Raw genomic sequence first — 15,998 nt, forward strand, 5'->3', positions numbered from 1 at the left:
CGAGCGTAGGCCTGATAAGCGCAGCGCCATCAGGCCCCTCTTGTTATCCTAAATCCGCCATCAGCACCTTTGAACGTCGCTGATAGTTATACATTTTTTTCTTGCTCTCAGGCAGTAACTCAATATCGACAGGCGTGAAACCGCGCTCCTGGAACCAGTGAATACTGCGCGTCGTCAGCACAAACAATTTACTCAGCCCCATTTGCCGCGCCTGGGCGGCAACCCGCTCCAGAAGCACTTCTCCACGCGATGAGCTGCGATAATCCGGATGTACCGCTACGCAGGCCATTTCGCCTATTTTCTCTTCCAAAAAAGGATACAGCGCCGCGCAGGCGATAGTCATATTATCGCGCTGAATAATGGTAAATTTATCGATCTCCATCTCCAGTTGTTCACGGGAACGGCGTACCAGAATGCCCTGCTGTTCCAGTGGGCGGATAAGCTCCAGAATACCGCCAATATCGTTGATGGTGGCGCGGCGGATCTGCTCGGCGCTCTCCATGACGATCTGCGTACCGATACCATCACGCGAGAACAGTTCCTGTAATAGCGAGCCATCTTCCTGATAGCTGATCAGATGGCAACGACGAACGCCGCTACGACAGGCTTTTACCGCGCCGCGCAAAAAACGTACGGTACCGGAGTTGTAATCGCCCTGCGCTTCCAACTCTTCCACCCGCGCCTGCGCTTCATTCGGGAAGAGTTCAGAAATGATGCCGCCCTCGCTATTGGTAACGCCCTGAGAAGAACAGAAACCGATCATTTTTTCCGCTTTCAATTTAACGGCGAGTTGAGTGGCAATCTCTTCTGAGGTCAGATTAAAACTTTCGCCGGTCACTGAGACGGCGACCGGCCCCATCAGAACGATCGCGCCGTTATCCAACTGGCGGTTGATCGCATCTTCATCAATGCGCCGGATACGGCCGCTATGACAGTAGTCCACGCCATCATCAACGCCCAGCGGCTGCGCAATGGTGAAATTGCCGCTGACGACATTAATGTGCGCGCCCTGCAACGGCGTATTGTTCAGACTCATCGACAGACGGGCGGTAATATCAAGCTGGAGTAAACCGGCGGCCTGTTTCACCAGCTCCAGTGCTTTGGCGTCCGTCACCCGCGTGTTTTTGTGGTAAATCGGTTCATGATGATGCGCGGCCAGATTGGCGTCGATTTGTGGTCGCGCGCCATACACCACGACAAGGCGAATACCGAGGCTATGCAGTAGCCCGATATCGCTAACGATGCTGGAAAAATTGTCATGCTCAATGGCTTCGCCGCCGAGCATAATGACAAAGGTTTTTCCGCGATGGGTGTTGATATAGGGAACTGAATGGCGAAACCCTTCTACCAGTTCGGTTTTACGTTCCTTTATCATTGCGCGCCCCACTAGTGAATTATTATTCGAAATTAGTGTATTTTTATTCTGTTTTTGCCCTCTGTGCAAGCGTAAATTTTATGCGGTCCGATCGCTTTTCTTAGTAATGCCGTGAATATAAAAAGAATGTTTACCCTTTTATAGATGACAGATTATGCGTCATTCGCTAAAGTTTCCGGTCAATTTGGATGAACTTTGTATGATCTCTATTTAGTTTTTGCTCGGGAGAAGCATGTCGGGAGCCAATTCAGCAATCAGCCGTCGCCGTTTACTACAAGGCGCGGGCGCCATGTGGCTATTAAGCGTGAGCCAGGTCGGGCTGGCTGCCGTAAGCCAGGTCGTTGCGGTGCGTATCTGGCCTGCGTCCAGCTATACCCGCGTCACGGTAGAGTCGAATCGTCTGCTGAAATATAAACAATTTGCCTTAAGTAACCCGGACCGCGTGGTGGTAGATATTGAGGATGTGAATCTGAACTCGGTGCTTAAAGGCATTGGCGCGCAGATTCGCAGCGACGATCCGTATATCAAATCCGCAAGGGTAGGGCAGTTTGATCCTAAGACTGTGCGTATGGTCTTTGAGCTAAAACAAAACGTGAAGCCGCAGCTATTTGCGCTGGCGCCTGTGGCAGGCTTTAAAGAACGTCTGGTGATGGATCTTTATCCTGTCAATGCGCAGGATATGCAGGATCCGCTGCTGGCGCTGCTGGAAGACTACAATAAAGGCGATCTGGATAAACAGGTGCCGCCTTCGCAAAGCGGGCCGCAGCCCGGTAAAGCGGGGCGCGATCGTCCTATTGTCATTATGCTTGATCCGGGACACGGCGGCGAAGACCCCGGTGCGATAGGCAAATACAAAACGCGTGAAAAAGACGTGGTGCTCCAGATAGCCCGCCGCCTGCGCGCGTTGATCGAAAAAGAAGGCAACATGAAGGTCTATATGACGCGCAATGAAGACATCTTCATTCCGTTAAAAGTCCGGGTGGCGAAAGCGCAGAAACAGCGCGCCGACCTGTTTGTTTCTATTCATGCGGATGCCTTCACCAGCCGGCAGCCTAGCGGTTCATCCGTATTCGCGCTATCGACCAAAGGCGCCACCAGTACTGCGGCGAAATATCTGGCGCAAACGCAGAACGCCTCGGACTTAATTGGCGGCGTGAGCAAAAGCGGTGACCGTTATGTCGACCATACGATGTTCGATATGGTGCAATCGCTGACCATTGCCGATAGTTTGAAATTCGGTAAAGCGGTGTTGAAGCAGCTTGGTAAAATTAATGACCTGCATAAAAACAAGGTCGAGCAGGCGGGGTTTGCGGTGTTAAAGGCGCCCGATATTCCGTCTATTCTGGTCGAGACGGCGTTTATCAGTAACATTGAAGAAGAACGCAAGCTCAAGACCGCGACGTTCCAGCAACAGGTCGCAGAGTCGATTCTGGCGGGCATTAAAGCGTATTTTGCCGATGGGGCGACGCTGGCGAGAAGAAGTTAACCTGAGATGACGGCGAGTTTATTGCGCGGGTAAGTAGGATGCTGCCCGCACTGTTGTTGCGGACCAGACGACAGATACAAAAAAACACCCGTAAGGGTGTTCATTAAGTTGGTTGCGGGGGCCGGATTTGAACCGACGACCTTCGGGTTATGAGCCCGACGAGCTACCAGGCTGCTCCACCCCGCGTCCGTCTAAACTTGCATTCTCATTGTAATTGGTTGCGGGGGCCGGATTTGAACCGACGACCTTCGGGTTATGAGCCCGACGAGCTACCAGGCTGCTCCACCCCGCGTCCGTGGATGCGCACTATACTCCGCTGAGCTTTTGTTGCAACCCTTTTTTCATATAAATCGCTAATTTCTCATGAATTGCGCAAATACACCGCAGATAGCGCGATTTTTAAACGAATTTACATAATGAGATCGCGATCGCATTTCATTACTTCGGACGGTTTGTTATCTTCACCGGGCACTTTCGATTACGCAGAAGACGAGACACCATGAAAGGACGTTGGGCAAAATATGTGGCGACAGGCGTAATGCTGGCAATGCTGGCTGCCTGTTCATCAAAACCGACCGATCGCGGTCAGCAATATAAGGACGGGAAATTTACCCAGCCCTTCTCCCTGGTAAACCAGCCGGACGCAGTGGGTGCGCCGATTAATGCTGGTGACTTTGCCGAGCAGGTCGACCAGATCCGTTCCGCGTCGCCGCGTTTATACACCAATCAAAGCAACGTCTATAACGCTGTCCAGAACTGGTTACGTTCCGGAGGCGATACGCGTACTATGCGTCAGTTTGGTATCGATGCCTGGCAGATGGAAGGCACCGACAACTACGGTAACGTCCAGTTCACGGGCTACTATACGCCCGTCGTTCAGGCTCGCCATACGCGCCAGGGCGCGTTCCAGTACCCTATCTATAGTATGCCGCCAAAACGCGGGCGCTTACCGTCCCGCGCCCAGATCTACGCAGGCGCGCTGAGCGATAAGTACATCCTGGCCTGGAGTAATTCGCTGATGGATAACTTTATTATGGATGTCCAGGGCAGCGGCTATATTGATTTCGGTGACGGTAGTCCACTGAACTTCTTTAGTTATGCCGGTAAAAACGGCTGGCCTTATCGCAGTATTGGTAAAGTGCTTATCGATCGCGGTGAAGTGAAAAAAGAAGATATGTCGATGCAGGCTATACGCGAATGGGGAGAGAAGCACAGCGAAGCGGAAGTGCGTGAATTACTGGAGCAGAACCCGTCGTTCGTCTTCTTTAAGCCGCAATCTTTTGCGCCGGTCAAAGGTGCCAGCGCTGTACCGCTGATTGGGCGAGCATCCGTCGCCTCCGACCGCAGCATCATTCCGCCTGGCACGACCTTGTTGGCGGAAGTACCGTTGCTGGATAACAACGGTAAATTTAGCGGTCAGTATGAGCTACGTTTGATGGTCGCACTGGATGTCGGCGGAGCGATTAAAGGCCAGCACTTTGATATTTACCAGGGGATTGGCCCGGATGCCGGGCATCGTGCCGGATGGTATAATCACTATGGTCGCGTCTGGGTGTTAAAAAGCGCGCCGGGCGCCGGTAACGTGTTTAGCGGCTGATTGTGGTATTCTGCGACATCCGGATTGCCCGATAACGCGATCGCTATCGGGCCTGAAAATAGTGAGCAGGGGTGAGGAATAACCTCACCTTTTTTATTCTGAGGTCATATGTCAGTGGTGATAAGTGATGCCTGGCGCCAACGCTTTGGCGGCACCGCGCGTCTGTACGGTGAAAAAGCGCTGCAGCGGTTTGCTGAGGCGCATATCTGCGTCGTGGGAATCGGCGGGGTGGGATCATGGGCGGCAGAGGCGCTGGCGCGTACGGGCATCGGCGCGATTACGCTGATTGATATGGACGATGTCTGCGTGACCAATACGAACCGTCAGATCCATGCGTTGCGTGATAACGTCGGGTTGGCGAAAGCGGAAGTGATGGCCGAACGGATTCGTCAAATTAACCCGGAGTGCCGGGTAACGGTTATCGATGATTTCATCACGCCGGATAATGTGGCGGGTTATATGGACGCGGGTTTTACCTATGTCATTGACGCCATTGACAGCGTTCGTCCAAAAGCCGCGCTGATTGCGTACTGTCGCCGATATAAGGTTCCTTTAGTGACCACTGGCGGCGCAGGCGGGCAGATCGATCCGACGCAAATCCAGGTCGCTGATTTGGCGAAAACCATCCAGGATCCGCTGGCGGCAAAACTGCGTGAGAGATTGAAACATAATTTTGGCGTAGTGAAGAACAGTAAAGGTAAACTGGGCGTGGACTGCGTTTTTTCCACTGAAGCGCTGGTTTACCCACAGGCGGACGGTTCCGTATGCGCGATGAAAGCTATCGCAGAAGGGCCAAAACGGATGGATTGCGCCTCTGGCTTCGGCGCGGCGACGATGGTGACGGCAACGTTCGGTTTTGTCGCCGTTTCCCATGCGCTGAAGAAGATCATGGCTAAAGCGGCGCGACAAGAATAAAAGGACGGGGCGGAGTGTCACGCAGACGCGTATCCGGCCCTGCGCCCTTTGTTAGCGAAAGAAGCGCTGTACCCTGCCGAACACCGGTTTCAGACGGGCGCGGAGATAATGGGAATATAAATTTTCAGATATGCATAGAAACAACCCGAACCATACTGCACAAAAGCAGAGCAGTTCCGCGTAATTAATGTGCTCGCCAAATATCATAATGGCAAGTAAGAACTGTAAAGACGGCTCTATATATTGCGCCAGTCCGGTGACAATCAACGAGGTATGATTTAACGCGATGGCAAATAATACCAGTGGAATGATTGTCACTGGCGCCGTCATAACATACAAAAAGAAAGGAGTATTAGCGGATATAATTGGCCCGCTATCGCTAAAGATAAAAATTAATAGTGAGACAGGCAATGCCCATAATGTTTCAATCGTTATCGATGTCATCACATCATAATGTATAAACTTTCGTGCCAGGCCATATAGCGCAAATGATAATCCCATGGTTAGCGCCAGCGCCGGGAAATGCCGTAGCATGATAATTTGAAAAGTCAGGCCACAAACACCGGAAAAAACGGCGATGGCCTGAAACAACGACAGTTTTTCTTTAAGAAAAATGCATCCCAGCGCAATAACAAATAGCGGGTTGATAAAATAGCCGAGGCTGGCATCAAGCACCAGATGATGGGTTAGCGCATAAATAAAAGATGACCATGAGACAATCATTAAAAGTCCGGCGATCATGCAGAAGAAAAAAGATTTTTTATCTTTCCAGGCATCATGAAATCGCGTTCGCTGCCGAAATAACAATCTTACTGCCAGTAATAATGGAATTGACCAGAACACCCGGTATATCAATATTTGTGCGAGATTTCCCCCTGATAAATATTGATAATATAAAGGTGTTAACCCCCATAATATAAATGCCAGTACCACAAACATGGTACCGCTACGCAGATATTTTTCCACTTATCCATATCCTGTTATAACTTCACCCGATGCGTATGAATTTTCCAGTTCTCCTGCTACGCTACATCAAGTGGCTTTATTTACTCTAAAATCTTCACGCCGTTTTAACATGGATTCTAACATTGTAATTTCATTGTGATAGCTGATAAAAATCAAAAGAATGTTTATCAGGGAAATCTGATGCAGAAACTAATAAAGTGACTGGATTATTTTATCTGCATCGCCTGACCGCCGCGGACGGCGCTGTCAGGCGACAGAATATTTACGCTATTTCAACCCTTATGCGTTGCGGCAACAATCGCTTCGCTCAGCGCGTTCAGCCCCTGACTGCGTGAGGCGCTAAGCTGGGCGCGTAAACCCAGCTCATCAAACAGCGCCAGCGGTGAACGAGCCTGCAGCTCGGCGGCGTTTTTTCCTTCCACCGCGGTGAGCAATACCGCCAGCAGGCCGCGGACAATCCGCCCCTCACTGTCGCCGAAAAAGTGCATCGTTCCGTTATCTGATCGGGTAAAGCCCAGCCAGACGCGGTTCTCGCAGCCGGCTATCTCTTTCGCCTGCGCTTTGCATTCATCCGGCAGAGCGGGGAGCTGTTTTCCTAACAGAATCAACTGACGATATTTATCCTCCCACTGGGTCAGCGGGAGAAAGATAGCGCGTAACGTCTCTTCCGTTACCGTTGTGCCGAACGGGTGTCCGGTATAAAGAGGGTTTGTCATTAATCCACCAGCAGTTCCAGCGCGCGGTCAACGGCGTTAACCAACGCATCCACATCATGTTGGGTATTATACGGCGCAAAAGAGGCGCGCAGAGTCCCTGTGACGCCAAGTTCCGCCAGCAATGGCTGGGCGCAATGTTGCCCGGCCCGGAGCGCAATACCGTATTCCGCCAGCAGCGTCACCATATCGCCGTGGTGCACGCCGACAAAATCAAAGGCCAGCAGGCTGGAGTCCTGGCAGCGGAACGAACGAAAGCCCGGACGTTTCGCCAGTGCGTCTTCCGCCAGCGTCGCCAGCCCGCGGCTCCAGTTTTCGGCCTGTTCAATATCGATATCGGACAGCCATTCCAGCGCAGCGCTCAGGCCGATGACCCCGGCGACGTTCGGCGTCCCCGCTTCCAGTTTCCAGGGAGCGCTTTGAGTGGTGAAGCCTTCAAAGCTAACGTCACGGATCATCTTGCCGCCGCCGAGCCAGGGCGACATCGCCTCAAGAAGCTCCGGCTTACCGTACAGCACGCCGATACCGGTCGGGCCATACAGTTTGTGAGCGGAAAAAGCATAAAAATCGATATCAAGCTGCTGGAGATCCGCCGGGAAGTGTACCGCGCCTTGCGCGCCATCTACCATCACTACCATTCCCGCCGCGTGAGCGGCGCTGATAGCGCTTGCGAGATCCGGGCAGCCGCCCGTTACGTTCGACATTTGCCCCAGCGCCAGAATCCGGCTGCGCGACGTGATCAGTTCCGGCAGACGCTCAACATCAGGAAGACGTCGGTCATTAAGCGGCAGTTTTATGACCTGCGCGCCGGTTTGTTGCGCCACCATCAGCCAGGGCACAAGGTTGGCGTGATGCTCGGCGACGCTAACGATAATTTCATCGCCGGGGCGCAGACGAGGACGGGCGTAACACTGCGCCACCATGTTGATCGCTTCGGTGGTGCCGCGAGTCCAGACGATACTTTTTTCATCGGGCGCGTTTAACAGTCGCGCTGCTTTTGCTCTGGCCGCTTCATATTGCGCCGTCAGGCGCTGCGCCTGTGCAAACTGGCTACGATGAACGTTACCGGCGCTCAAACAATAAAACTGGTGCGTGGCGTCAATGACTGCCTGTGGCTTTAATGCCGTGGCGGCGCTATCGAGATAAACACCCGCATCGGCTAGCGCGGGAAACTGCGCGCGAAACTGCGTGGGATTAAAAGCGTTCATGATATTCCTCGGTTCAGTTTACCGATCGTGGCGTAAAAGCGCGGCTGATACAAGGTTTGTCCTAACCATCGGAATCGTCTGTATATCCTGGCGAATTATGTAAAGGAGGTTATGCTGAATAATGTTAGGCGAATGTTTAAGCCTGTTACGGAGTCCGCTTTAAATAGCACAAACAGCTTTAAGGAGAAGAAGATGAAAAAGACTGCCGCAATTATCTCTGCATGTATGCTGACTTTTGCCCTGAGCGCCTGTTCCGGTCCTAATTACGTTATGCACACCAATGATGGACGTAGCATTGTGACCGACGGTAAACCCCAGACCGATAACGATACCGGTATGATTTCGTATAAAGACGCTAATGGCAACAAACAGCAGATCAATCGTACTGACGTGAAAGAGATGGTGGCTCTGGAAAACTAACCCTTTGTTATACAAAAAAAAGCACCGCAATATGGCGGTGCTACATTAATCACTATGGACAGACAGGGTAAATGTACAGGAAGTGAAAAAGGGTAGTCTCGCTACCGTGGTCTGAATCGCAGACCAATTGCAAACACAACAACACAACATCACAACCGTAAGCCAAAAGCCCATCAGAACACGCATTCCGATAAAACTTTTCGTTCCGGCTCAGGAAGTGCCGCCACTATAGGTATTTGCTGGTAGAACCTCAACGGACAATTTATAATGTCTCAGATTAAAAAAACTAATAGGTTACATATTGTTACCTATTTGTTAAATTCATTCGACATTAAGTCCAGAGGCCATGTCAAAACGATTACCTCCTTTAAATGCGTTACGCGTTTTTGATGCTGCCGCGCGCCATTTGAGCTTTACGCGAGCAGCGGAAGAACTTTTTGTGACGCAGGCCGCAGTAAGCCACCAAATTAAGTCACTTGAGGATTTTTTGGGGCTAAAACTGTTCCGCCGCCGCAATCGTTCGCTGCTGCTGACGGAAGAAGGCCAAAGCTATTTTCTCGACATTAAAGAGATATTTTCCCAGCTCACGGAAGCAACGCGTAAGCTCCAGGCGCGCAGTGCCAAAGGGGCGCTGACGGTGAGTTTACCGCCCAGTTTTGCCATCCAGTGGCTGGTGCCCAGACTCTCCAGCTTTAACTCAGCTTATCCGGGAATTGACGTTCGGATACAAGCCGTTGACCGTCAGGAAGATAAACTGGCAGACGATGTCGATGTCGCGATTTTTTATGGCCGGGGAAACTGGCCGGGCTTGCGCGTCGAAAAATTATACGCAGAATATTTACTGCCCGTCTGTTCTCCTTTATTGCTCACAGGCGAAAAACCGTTAAAAACGCCGGAAGATCTGGCGAAACACACGTTATTGCACGATGCTTCCCGGCGTGACTGGCAGGCCTATACTCGTCAGTTAGGGCTCAACCATATTAACGTTCAGCAAGGGCCGATATTTAGCCACAGCGCGATGGTGTTACAGGCCGCTATTCACGGACAGGGGATCGCGCTGGCGAATAATGTTATGGCGCAGTCGGAAATTGAAGCCGGGCGACTGGTGTGTCCATTTAACGATGTTCTGGTGAGTAAGAATGCTTTTTATCTGGTTTGTCATGACAGCCAGGCAGAACTGGGTAAAATAGCCGCCTTCCGTCAGTGGATTTTGGCGAAGGCGGCGACGGAGCAAGAAAAATTCCGTTTTCGTTACGAACAATAATTAACTTAGGGTATGACCATGACCAGCCGTTTTATGCTGATTGTCGCCGCTATCAGCGGTTTTATTTACGTTGCTCTGGGCGCGTTCGGGGCGCATGTTTTGAGTAAAACCCTGGGCGTGGTTGAAATGGGCTGGATTCAGACCGGCCTGCAATATCAGGCGTTCCATACGCTGGCGATCTTTGGCCTGGCGGTGGCGATGCAGCGCCGTATCAGCATCTGGTTTTACTGGAGCAGCGTTTTTCTGGCGCTGGGCACGGTGCTGTTTAGCGGCAGTCTGTACTGCCTTGCGCTTTCGCATCTGCGCTTGTGGGCGTATATCACGCCTGTCGGCGGCGTCAGTTTCCTGGTGGGCTGGGCGCTATTACTGATTGGCGCCATTCGTATGAAACGTAAGGGCGCGAGCCATGAATAAAGTTGTATTGCTCTGCCGTCCGGGGTTTGAAAAAGAGTGCGCTGCAGAAATTACCGATAAGGCGGGAAAACGGGAAATATTTGGTTTTGCACGCGTAAAAGAGAACGCAGGCTATGTCATTTATGAATGCTACCAGCCGGAAGATGGCGAAAAGCTGATTTCAGAACTGCCGTTCAGTTCGCTGATTTTCGCCCGCCAGTGGTTTGTGGTGGGTGAACTGCTGCAACATTTACCGCCGGAAGACAGAATTACGCCGATTGTCGGCATGTTGCAGGGCGTAGTGGAAAAGGGCGGCGAGCTGCGGGTTGAAGTCGCCGACACCAATGAAAGTAAAGAACTGATGAAGTTCTGCCGCAAATTTACGGTGCCGCTGCGCGCGGCTTTGCGTGATGCGGGCGTATTGACGAATTATGAAACGCCGAAGCGTCCGGTCGTTCATGTCTTTTTTATCGCGCCAGGATGCTGCTATACCGGTTATTCGTTCGCGCATAACAATTCACCGTTTTATATGGGCATCCCGCGTTTGAAGTTTCCGTCTGATGCGCCGAGCCGCTCAACGCTGAAACTGGAAGAGGCGCTCCACGTTTTCATCCCGGAAGATGAGTGGGATGAACGTCTGGCGAACGGCATGTATGCGGTGGATTTGGGCGCCTGTCCCGGCGGATGGACGTACCAGTTAGTGAAGCGCAATATGTGGGTCTACTCCGTAGATAACGGCCCGATGGCGCAAAGCCTGATGGACACCGGACAGGTGACCTGGTTGCGTGAGGATGGCTTCAGGTACCGTCCGAACCGGAATAATATTTCATGGATGGTCTGCGATATGGTGGAGAAGCCGGCCAAAGTCACCGCGTTAATGGCGCAGTGGCTGGTGAACGGCTGGTGTCGGGAGACGATTTTTAACCTTAAACTGCCGATGAAAAAACGCTATGAAGAGGTGTCGCATAACCTGGCGTATCTTCAGGCGCAGTTGGATGAGCATGGCGTTAATGCGCAGATCCAGGCGCGTCAGCTTTATCACGATCGCGAAGAAGTGACGGTACACGTGCGTCGGTTGTGGGCGGCTGTTGGCGGACGTCGCGACGAGCGGTAAAAACGCGCTGCCGTCATCCGGCGCGTCATCAGCGCCGGATGGCGCACGCTTATCCGGCCTATGACTGCGGCGCATCTGAAACAATATGCGTCACGTCATCCAGATGGCCGATGCGCGCCTCTCCTGAACGATTAAATTTACTTTTATCAATCAATAGCAAAGACTGCGAGGCGCGCCTGAGCAGGATAGATTTAAAATCGGCGTTGATCGCATTGGAGTCCCACAGATCGCCGCCGCCGTCGATCCCCTCGCAGGAAAAGATGAACAGATCGATATCAAGCGATTTTAGCTGTGAGATAAGCGACGGATTAACGTAACAGCCATATTTACGTTCAAGCTGGCCGCCGGAACTTATCAGCGCAATGCGTTCGCGTTTTCCCAGCTCCTGACAGATAGGATGGCTATTGGTAAAAACCTGAATGGGAATATCCGGCAACTGGCGGGCCAGATACCAGCAGGTTGAACTGGCATCCAGCGCAATCGTCATTCCTTCTTCTATCCACGCTAACGCTTCACGGGCAATATCGGCTTTATGCGCATAATGGCTTTTCAGGCGGATATGGAATGGATCGCCGCTGTCCTGATTTTCACGATGAATATATTTAGCTCGTCCGTGATTACGCAGCACTTTTCCCTGCGTCTGTAGTTCACTGAGATCGCGGCGGATGGTCTCTTTACTGACGTTAAGCCGGGTGGCCAGCGCTTCGGTGGTCAGACTTTTATGATTGATCAGCAGATCGACTATCGCTTGTTGGCGTGCCGCTTTCATTTTTCTCACCCCATCATTCGATGAACGCCCGCGTCATGCGGGCGCACCGGCAAGAGATTACGGCGTTACCCCTTTTTTTAAAAGAATATTTCCGTACTTCGCGCACTCACCTGTGATAACGATCGCAAACGCTTTTTGCGCCCGCTCATAAAACGCATAGCGGTCGATACGAACGATATCCGGGCACGGCGCTTCTAATGACAAGGCATCGCGATAGCGCGCTTCAACGCTGGGATCGAGCGTGTCGCCTTCCACGGCGGCCATCATCACCAGCGGCGGGGCGTAGCTATCCAGCTCAAAGAGCGGAATAATTGCCCGCAGTAGATCGCTGACGCTAAGACCATCGGCGCGAATCACCTGCGGGCCCAGGCTATGCGCGGGAAAGTGAGCGTCGGAAAAAATGATTTCGTCCCCGTGGCCCATCTCGGCCAGCACTTTGAGCAGTGTCGGGGAAATTAACGGTGAAATGGTTTTTAGCATTTCATACTCCCTCAATAATTTCAGGTTCGGTTTGCGGCCAGAAATAGCGATACTGATAATTGACCTGCGCACGCGCCTGTTCCGGGCTATTAAATTCGCCTACGCCGTACCAGCCAAACATGGCAGCGCCGGCCACGGTGGTTTCCGCGTCGTCCAGCACTTTGATAGGGATATCAAGCTGATTCGCTTTAATTTGATTCCATAAAGCGTTGCGACTGCCGCCGCCAACCAGTAACAGTTCTGTGGCGTTAAAATGGCCGATTTTCTCCAGCGTGCGCAGATTACGCTGAAGTTGCGCCGTCAGGCCTTCCAGCGCGGCGCGATAGAAATGGCCGCGGGTGGTATTGAGCGTCACGCCCTGCCAGCCTGCATTTTGGCAGGCGAGCAGATCGCACTGCATCCGCACGCCTTCCGCGCCAGCGGGAATAGCGCGCGCTTCGTCGATCAGCGTTTGCCATGGCGTTTCCGGCGTCCACAGCAGTTTTCGTACCCATTCGAGTACGCCGGAGGCCAGCCACTGCATTCCGGGGTTATAAAGCCCCGACTGACTGTCCAGTTCACAGGTCGAGCCTGGATACTGGCTGAGCAGCGAGGTATCCACCTGACCGCTGCGCACCATCAGAATCTCCCATGTTCCTGAGGAGAGCACCGGTTCACCTTGCTGCGCGCCAGCGCCGAATAACGCGAACTGAGTATCGTGTCCGGCAGAGATCACCGGCACACCCGCCGGGAGACCGAGTAGCCTGGCCGCGTCTGTCTGTAGCGTGCCTATCTGGGCGCCCGCTTCCACGATACGCGGGAACAGGCGGCGCGCCAGGCCCGTCGCCTGCAGGATTTCCGGACTAAAGTCGCGCTGATGGATATCCAGTAGCTGGCTGGTGCCTGCCATAGTGATATCGGTCGTAAACTCGCCGGTCAGACGGTGGTTAATCAGCGACGAGATAAACAGCCAGCAGTGAGCTTGTTCCAGCAGGCGCGGATGATTCTCTTTAAGCCAGACCAGTTTGTACAGCGTGTTAAAGCTGAACGCGCCGACGCCGGAGAGCGTCTGCAATTGCCGGGGCGAGATAAAGCGCCCAATCGTTTCCATCACGGCAGCGGTTCGCGGGCATTTCCAACTGATGACCGGGTAGAGCAGCTTACCCTGCGCATCGACCAGCGCGCCATCGACGCCGAACGTAGTCACCGTAATACCGCGAACAACACACTCCGACAGGGCGCTGGAGAGTGACCTGCAGCAGTCGGCGAAACGTTGCAGGATGGCGTCCAGCGACCACTGATGCCAGGCGCTATTTTCTGCGGCAATGTCGCTGGCGTTAGCGGTTGAGGCGCGGGCGACAATTTTCCCCTGGCGATCAACGGCGATCGCCCGAACGTTAGTCGCACCGCAGTCGAGAACCAGGATAACGTCTTGTTTCATAGATAACTCCATAAACGCCGCCCGATGGCGCTACGCTTATCCGGCCTACGGTTCACGCGCCCGTAGGCCCGGTAAGCCTGCGCCACCGGGCTAAGCCGCATTAACGTTTATACAGCGGGCCATAATTTTGGCAGGCGCGATAATCCTGGCCTTCGATATCCATACCGTGAGCCGCCCAGGCGGAAGGACGGTAGATCTTCGCCTCCTCCACGTTGTGCATACATACCGGGATACGCAGCATCGCGGCGAGAGTAATAAAGTCCGCCCCTACATGGCCGATGGTGAGTACGCCGTGGTTAGCGCCCCAGTTCGCCATCACCGAATAGACATCGGTAAACGGGCCTTTGCCGGTAAGACGCGGCGCAAACCAGGTGGTAGGCCAGGTAGAGTTGGTGCGGGCATCAAGCTGATCGTGCATCGCTTTCGGCAGTTCGACGCTCCAGCCCTCGGCGATTTGCAGTACTGGTCCCAGGCCTTTGATGATATTCACGCGGGTCATGGTGAATGGCACGCCGCCTTCGGTCAGGAAACGGGATGAGTAGCCGCCGCCGCGGAAGTATTCGTGAATCGCCGGGCACCATTCAGTGGCCGCCAGACACGCATCCGCCTCTTGTTGGCTGATTTCCCAGTGTGGTTTCATGGTCGGCTTGCCTTCGCTGTCGCGCTGTTTACAGGCACCGTCCAGAGCGGCAGAACCGGAGTTAATCAGGTGAATAATGCCGTGTTCCGCCAGGCCGCTGAGCGCCTGGCCGGTGACGCGTTCTACGGCTTCCGGCGACCAGTAGGTTCGTACGTCGGCGAATATCTGCGCGGTACCAGTGAGTTGATGGCCAAACAGCATCGCTACGCCGTTCAGACTGTCATTTTCGGTGGCGACGACAAACGGTTCGCGTACGCCGTTCCAGTCAAAAGAGCTATTGAGCAGCGCTTCGGCGGTATCGCCGTTCGGGTATTGATCGGTCCAGTGGCGCTGGCCCTGGAAGCCGGCGGCAATGGCGTTGTAGCCCAGCGATTCTTCAACTAACCCTTTGTCCGCCAGCGTCTTGTTGCCCTGCATCATATCGCGAATACACATCGCCATCAGCAGGCTCTCTTTTAGCACCGCGCGGTTCTGGGCTTCATTGCGCTTATACTGCGAGGCATTCTGATCTTCGCCGTAGCGGAAGTTTTTATCCGCCCACGCCAGCGCCATCTCCAGTTCGGCCTCATCATAAATTTTTTGATCGATACGGCGGCGCAGTTCGGTCATATCTACCGCTTGCACCTTCATGCCCAGCCAGGATTCGAAGAAGTTATGATCGACAATGGAACCCGCGATCCCCATCGACACGCCGCCGACGGAGAGGTAGCTTTTGCCTTTCATACTGGCAACCGCTAACCCTGCCCGCGCAAAACGCAGCAGTTTTTCTTCGACGTCGGCGGGAATGGAGGTATCGTCGGCATCCTGCACGTCATGGCCATAAATGGAGAACGCCGGAATGCCTTTCTGGCTGTGCGCCGCCAGCGCCGCGGCAAGGTAAACCGCCCCAGGACGCTCTGTGCCGTTAAAGCCCCAGATGGCTTTCGGACGCATCGGGTCCATATCAATGGTTTCGCTGCCATAGCACCAGCACGGCGTAACGGTAATGGTCACGCCCACGTTCTGGCTACTGAATTTTTCTTCACAGGCGGCGGATTCCGCCATTCCGGCAATACAGGTATCCGCAATGACGCACTCCACCTGTGCCCCGCAGGCGTGGCGGATTTTCTCGGTGATGAGCGCCGCCGTCGCTTTCGCCATGTTCATGGTTTGCTCTTCGAGCGACTCGCGTACGCCCATACGACGTCCATCAATCACCGGGCGGATACCGATTTTCGGTAAGCTGATTTTTTTCATGA

At 53.3% G+C, this 15,998-nt stretch carries 15 protein-coding genes and 2 tRNA genes; 7 read left to right on the forward strand and 10 right to left on the reverse strand.

What is annotated here, in order from left to right; translation table 11 throughout:
- Positions 1–43 precede the first annotated feature (43 nt).
- Positions 44–1,375, reverse strand: a complete 1,332-nt coding sequence (argA, locus tag OLG56_RS04235) for an amino-acid N-acetyltransferase (RefSeq protein ID WP_031601835.1) — start codon at positions 1,373–1,375, stop codon at positions 44–46.
- 232 nt (positions 1,376–1,607) lie between these two features.
- On the opposite strand from argA, the gene amiC reads away from it, so the two are divergent.
- The gene (amiC, locus tag OLG56_RS04240) at positions 1,608–2,861 is read left to right on the forward strand and encodes an N-acetylmuramoyl-L-alanine amidase AmiC (protein ID WP_023212730.1); all 1,254 of its coding nucleotides are present in this window, start codon (positions 1,608–1,610) and stop codon (positions 2,859–2,861) included.
- A 109-nt stretch (positions 2,862–2,970) separates the two neighbouring features.
- Here amiC and OLG56_RS04245 read toward each other — a convergent pair.
- A tRNA-Met gene (locus OLG56_RS04245) sits at positions 2,971–3,047 on the reverse strand.
- Between the two features lie 29 nt (positions 3,048–3,076).
- Positions 3,077–3,153: transfer RNA gene (locus OLG56_RS04250), tRNA-Met, on the reverse strand.
- Positions 3,154–3,360: 207 nt separating this feature from the next.
- Here OLG56_RS04250 and mltA point away from each other — a divergent pair.
- Entirely contained in the window at positions 3,361–4,458 is a 1,098-nt protein-coding gene (mltA, locus tag OLG56_RS04255; protein ID WP_000678621.1) for a murein transglycosylase A, read from the forward strand.
- Positions 4,459–4,566: 108 nt separating this feature from the next.
- Complete coding sequence (gene tcdA, locus OLG56_RS04260; protein ID WP_023136655.1) at positions 4,567–5,373, forward strand: tRNA cyclic N6-threonylcarbamoyladenosine(37) synthase TcdA; 807 nt, start codon at positions 4,567–4,569, stop codon at positions 5,371–5,373.
- Positions 5,374–5,424: 51 nt separating this feature from the next.
- Here tcdA and rarD read toward each other — a convergent pair whose 3' ends face one another.
- The 3 genes from rarD to csdA all read right to left on the reverse strand — a co-directional run bounded on the left by rarD (position 5,425) and on the right by csdA (position 8,260).
- Complete coding sequence (gene rarD / locus OLG56_RS04265; RefSeq protein WP_077906266.1) at positions 5,425–6,312, reverse strand: EamA family transporter RarD; 888 nt, start codon at positions 6,310–6,312, stop codon at positions 5,425–5,427.
- Between the two features lie 299 nt (positions 6,313–6,611).
- Positions 6,612–7,055, reverse strand: coding sequence for a cysteine desulfurase sulfur acceptor subunit CsdE (csdE, locus tag OLG56_RS04270; RefSeq protein ID WP_000184198.1), 444 nt, complete (start codon positions 7,053–7,055; stop codon positions 6,612–6,614).
- A complete protein-coding gene (gene csdA, locus OLG56_RS04275) occupies positions 7,055–8,260 on the reverse strand; it encodes a cysteine desulfurase CsdA (protein ID WP_000991052.1) in 1,206 nt (401 codons plus the stop codon). The genes csdE and csdA overlap by 1 nt, the downstream gene beginning before the upstream one ends.
- A 192-nt stretch (positions 8,261–8,452) precedes the next feature.
- Here csdA and OLG56_RS04280 point away from each other — a divergent pair, with 192 nt between their 5' ends.
- The 4 genes from OLG56_RS04280 to rlmM all read left to right on the forward strand — a co-directional run bounded on the left by OLG56_RS04280 (position 8,453) and on the right by rlmM (position 11,451).
- The gene (locus OLG56_RS04280; RefSeq protein ID WP_000750393.1) at positions 8,453–8,680 is read left to right on the forward strand and encodes a YgdI/YgdR family lipoprotein; all 228 of its coding nucleotides are present in this window, start codon (positions 8,453–8,455) and stop codon (positions 8,678–8,680) included.
- A gap of 346 nt (positions 8,681–9,026) precedes the next feature.
- Positions 9,027–9,944, forward strand: a complete 918-nt coding sequence (gene gcvA, locus OLG56_RS04285; protein WP_000044409.1) for a glycine cleavage system transcriptional regulator GcvA — start codon at positions 9,027–9,029, stop codon at positions 9,942–9,944.
- An 18-nt stretch (positions 9,945–9,962) separates the two neighbouring features.
- Entirely contained in the window at positions 9,963–10,358 is a 396-nt protein-coding gene (locus OLG56_RS04290; protein WP_000203913.1) for a DUF423 domain-containing protein, read from the forward strand.
- Positions 10,351–11,451 carry a 23S rRNA (cytidine(2498)-2'-O)-methyltransferase RlmM gene (gene rlmM, locus OLG56_RS04295; RefSeq protein WP_001045494.1) on the forward strand — a complete coding sequence of 367 codons (1,101 nt, stop codon included), beginning with the start codon at positions 10,351–10,353 and terminating at the stop codon, positions 11,449–11,451. Before OLG56_RS04290 ends, rlmM begins: the two co-directional genes overlap by 8 nt.
- Positions 11,452–11,509: 58 nt before the next feature.
- On the opposite strand, the gene fucR is transcribed toward rlmM, so the two are convergent.
- The 4 genes from fucR to fucI form a co-directional block, all read right to left on the reverse strand.
- Positions 11,510–12,220, reverse strand: coding sequence for an L-fucose operon activator (gene fucR / locus OLG56_RS04300; protein ID WP_000642330.1), 711 nt, complete (start codon positions 12,218–12,220; stop codon positions 11,510–11,512).
- Positions 12,221–12,277: 57 nt separating this feature from the next.
- Positions 12,278–12,700, reverse strand: a complete 423-nt coding sequence (gene fucU / locus OLG56_RS04305; protein WP_000920848.1) for an L-fucose mutarotase — start codon at positions 12,698–12,700, stop codon at positions 12,278–12,280.
- 1 nt (position 12,701) lies between these two features.
- A complete protein-coding gene (fucK, locus tag OLG56_RS04310) occupies positions 12,702–14,120 on the reverse strand; it encodes an L-fuculokinase (protein ID WP_000806791.1) in 1,419 nt (472 codons plus the stop codon).
- A 100-nt stretch (positions 14,121–14,220) separates the two neighbouring features.
- Entirely contained in the window at positions 14,221–15,996 is a 1,776-nt protein-coding gene (fucI, locus tag OLG56_RS04315; RefSeq protein ID WP_000724126.1) for an L-fucose isomerase, read from the reverse strand.
- Between the last annotated feature and the right edge of the window lie 2 nt (positions 15,997–15,998).

It is taken from the genome of Salmonella sp. 2018103 (genome assembly GCF_026247685.1).
Taxonomy (GTDB): Bacteria; Pseudomonadota; Gammaproteobacteria; order Enterobacterales; family Enterobacteriaceae; genus Salmonella; species Salmonella enterica.

Bases quoted from the DNA above. Each gene is read 5' to 3' on its own strand.
- argA (WP_031601835.1), bottom strand. From the start codon at position 1,375: ATGATAAAGGAACGTAAAACCGAACTGGTAGAAGGGTTTCGCCATTCA.
- amiC (WP_023212730.1), top strand. From the start codon at position 1,608: ATGTCGGGAGCCAATTCAGCAATCAGCCGTCGCCGTTTACTACAAGGC.
- mltA (WP_000678621.1), top strand. From the start codon at position 3,361: ATGAAAGGACGTTGGGCAAAATATGTGGCGACAGGCGTAATGCTGGCA.
- tcdA (WP_023136655.1), top strand. From the start codon at position 4,567: ATGTCAGTGGTGATAAGTGATGCCTGGCGCCAACGCTTTGGCGGCACC.
- rarD (WP_077906266.1), bottom strand. From the start codon at position 6,312: ATGTTTGTGGTACTGGCATTTATATTATGGGGGTTAACACCTTTATAT.
- csdE (WP_000184198.1), bottom strand. From the start codon at position 7,055: ATGACAAACCCTCTTTATACCGGACACCCGTTCGGCACAACGGTAACG.
- csdA (WP_000991052.1), bottom strand. From the start codon at position 8,260: ATGAACGCTTTTAATCCCACGCAGTTTCGCGCGCAGTTTCCCGCGCTA.
- OLG56_RS04280 (WP_000750393.1), top strand. From the start codon at position 8,453: ATGAAAAAGACTGCCGCAATTATCTCTGCATGTATGCTGACTTTTGCC.
- gcvA (WP_000044409.1), top strand. From the start codon at position 9,027: ATGTCAAAACGATTACCTCCTTTAAATGCGTTACGCGTTTTTGATGCT.
- OLG56_RS04290 (WP_000203913.1), top strand. From the start codon at position 9,963: ATGACCAGCCGTTTTATGCTGATTGTCGCCGCTATCAGCGGTTTTATT.
- rlmM (WP_001045494.1), top strand. From the start codon at position 10,351: ATGAATAAAGTTGTATTGCTCTGCCGTCCGGGGTTTGAAAAAGAGTGC.
- fucR (WP_000642330.1), bottom strand. From the start codon at position 12,220: ATGAAAGCGGCACGCCAACAAGCGATAGTCGATCTGCTGATCAATCAT.
- fucU (WP_000920848.1), bottom strand. From the start codon at position 12,700: ATGCTAAAAACCATTTCACCGTTAATTTCCCCGACACTGCTCAAAGTG.
- fucK (WP_000806791.1), bottom strand. From the start codon at position 14,120: ATGAAACAAGACGTTATCCTGGTTCTCGACTGCGGTGCGACTAACGTT.
- fucI (WP_000724126.1), bottom strand. From the start codon at position 15,996: ATGAAAAAAATCAGCTTACCGAAAATCGGTATCCGCCCGGTGATTGAT.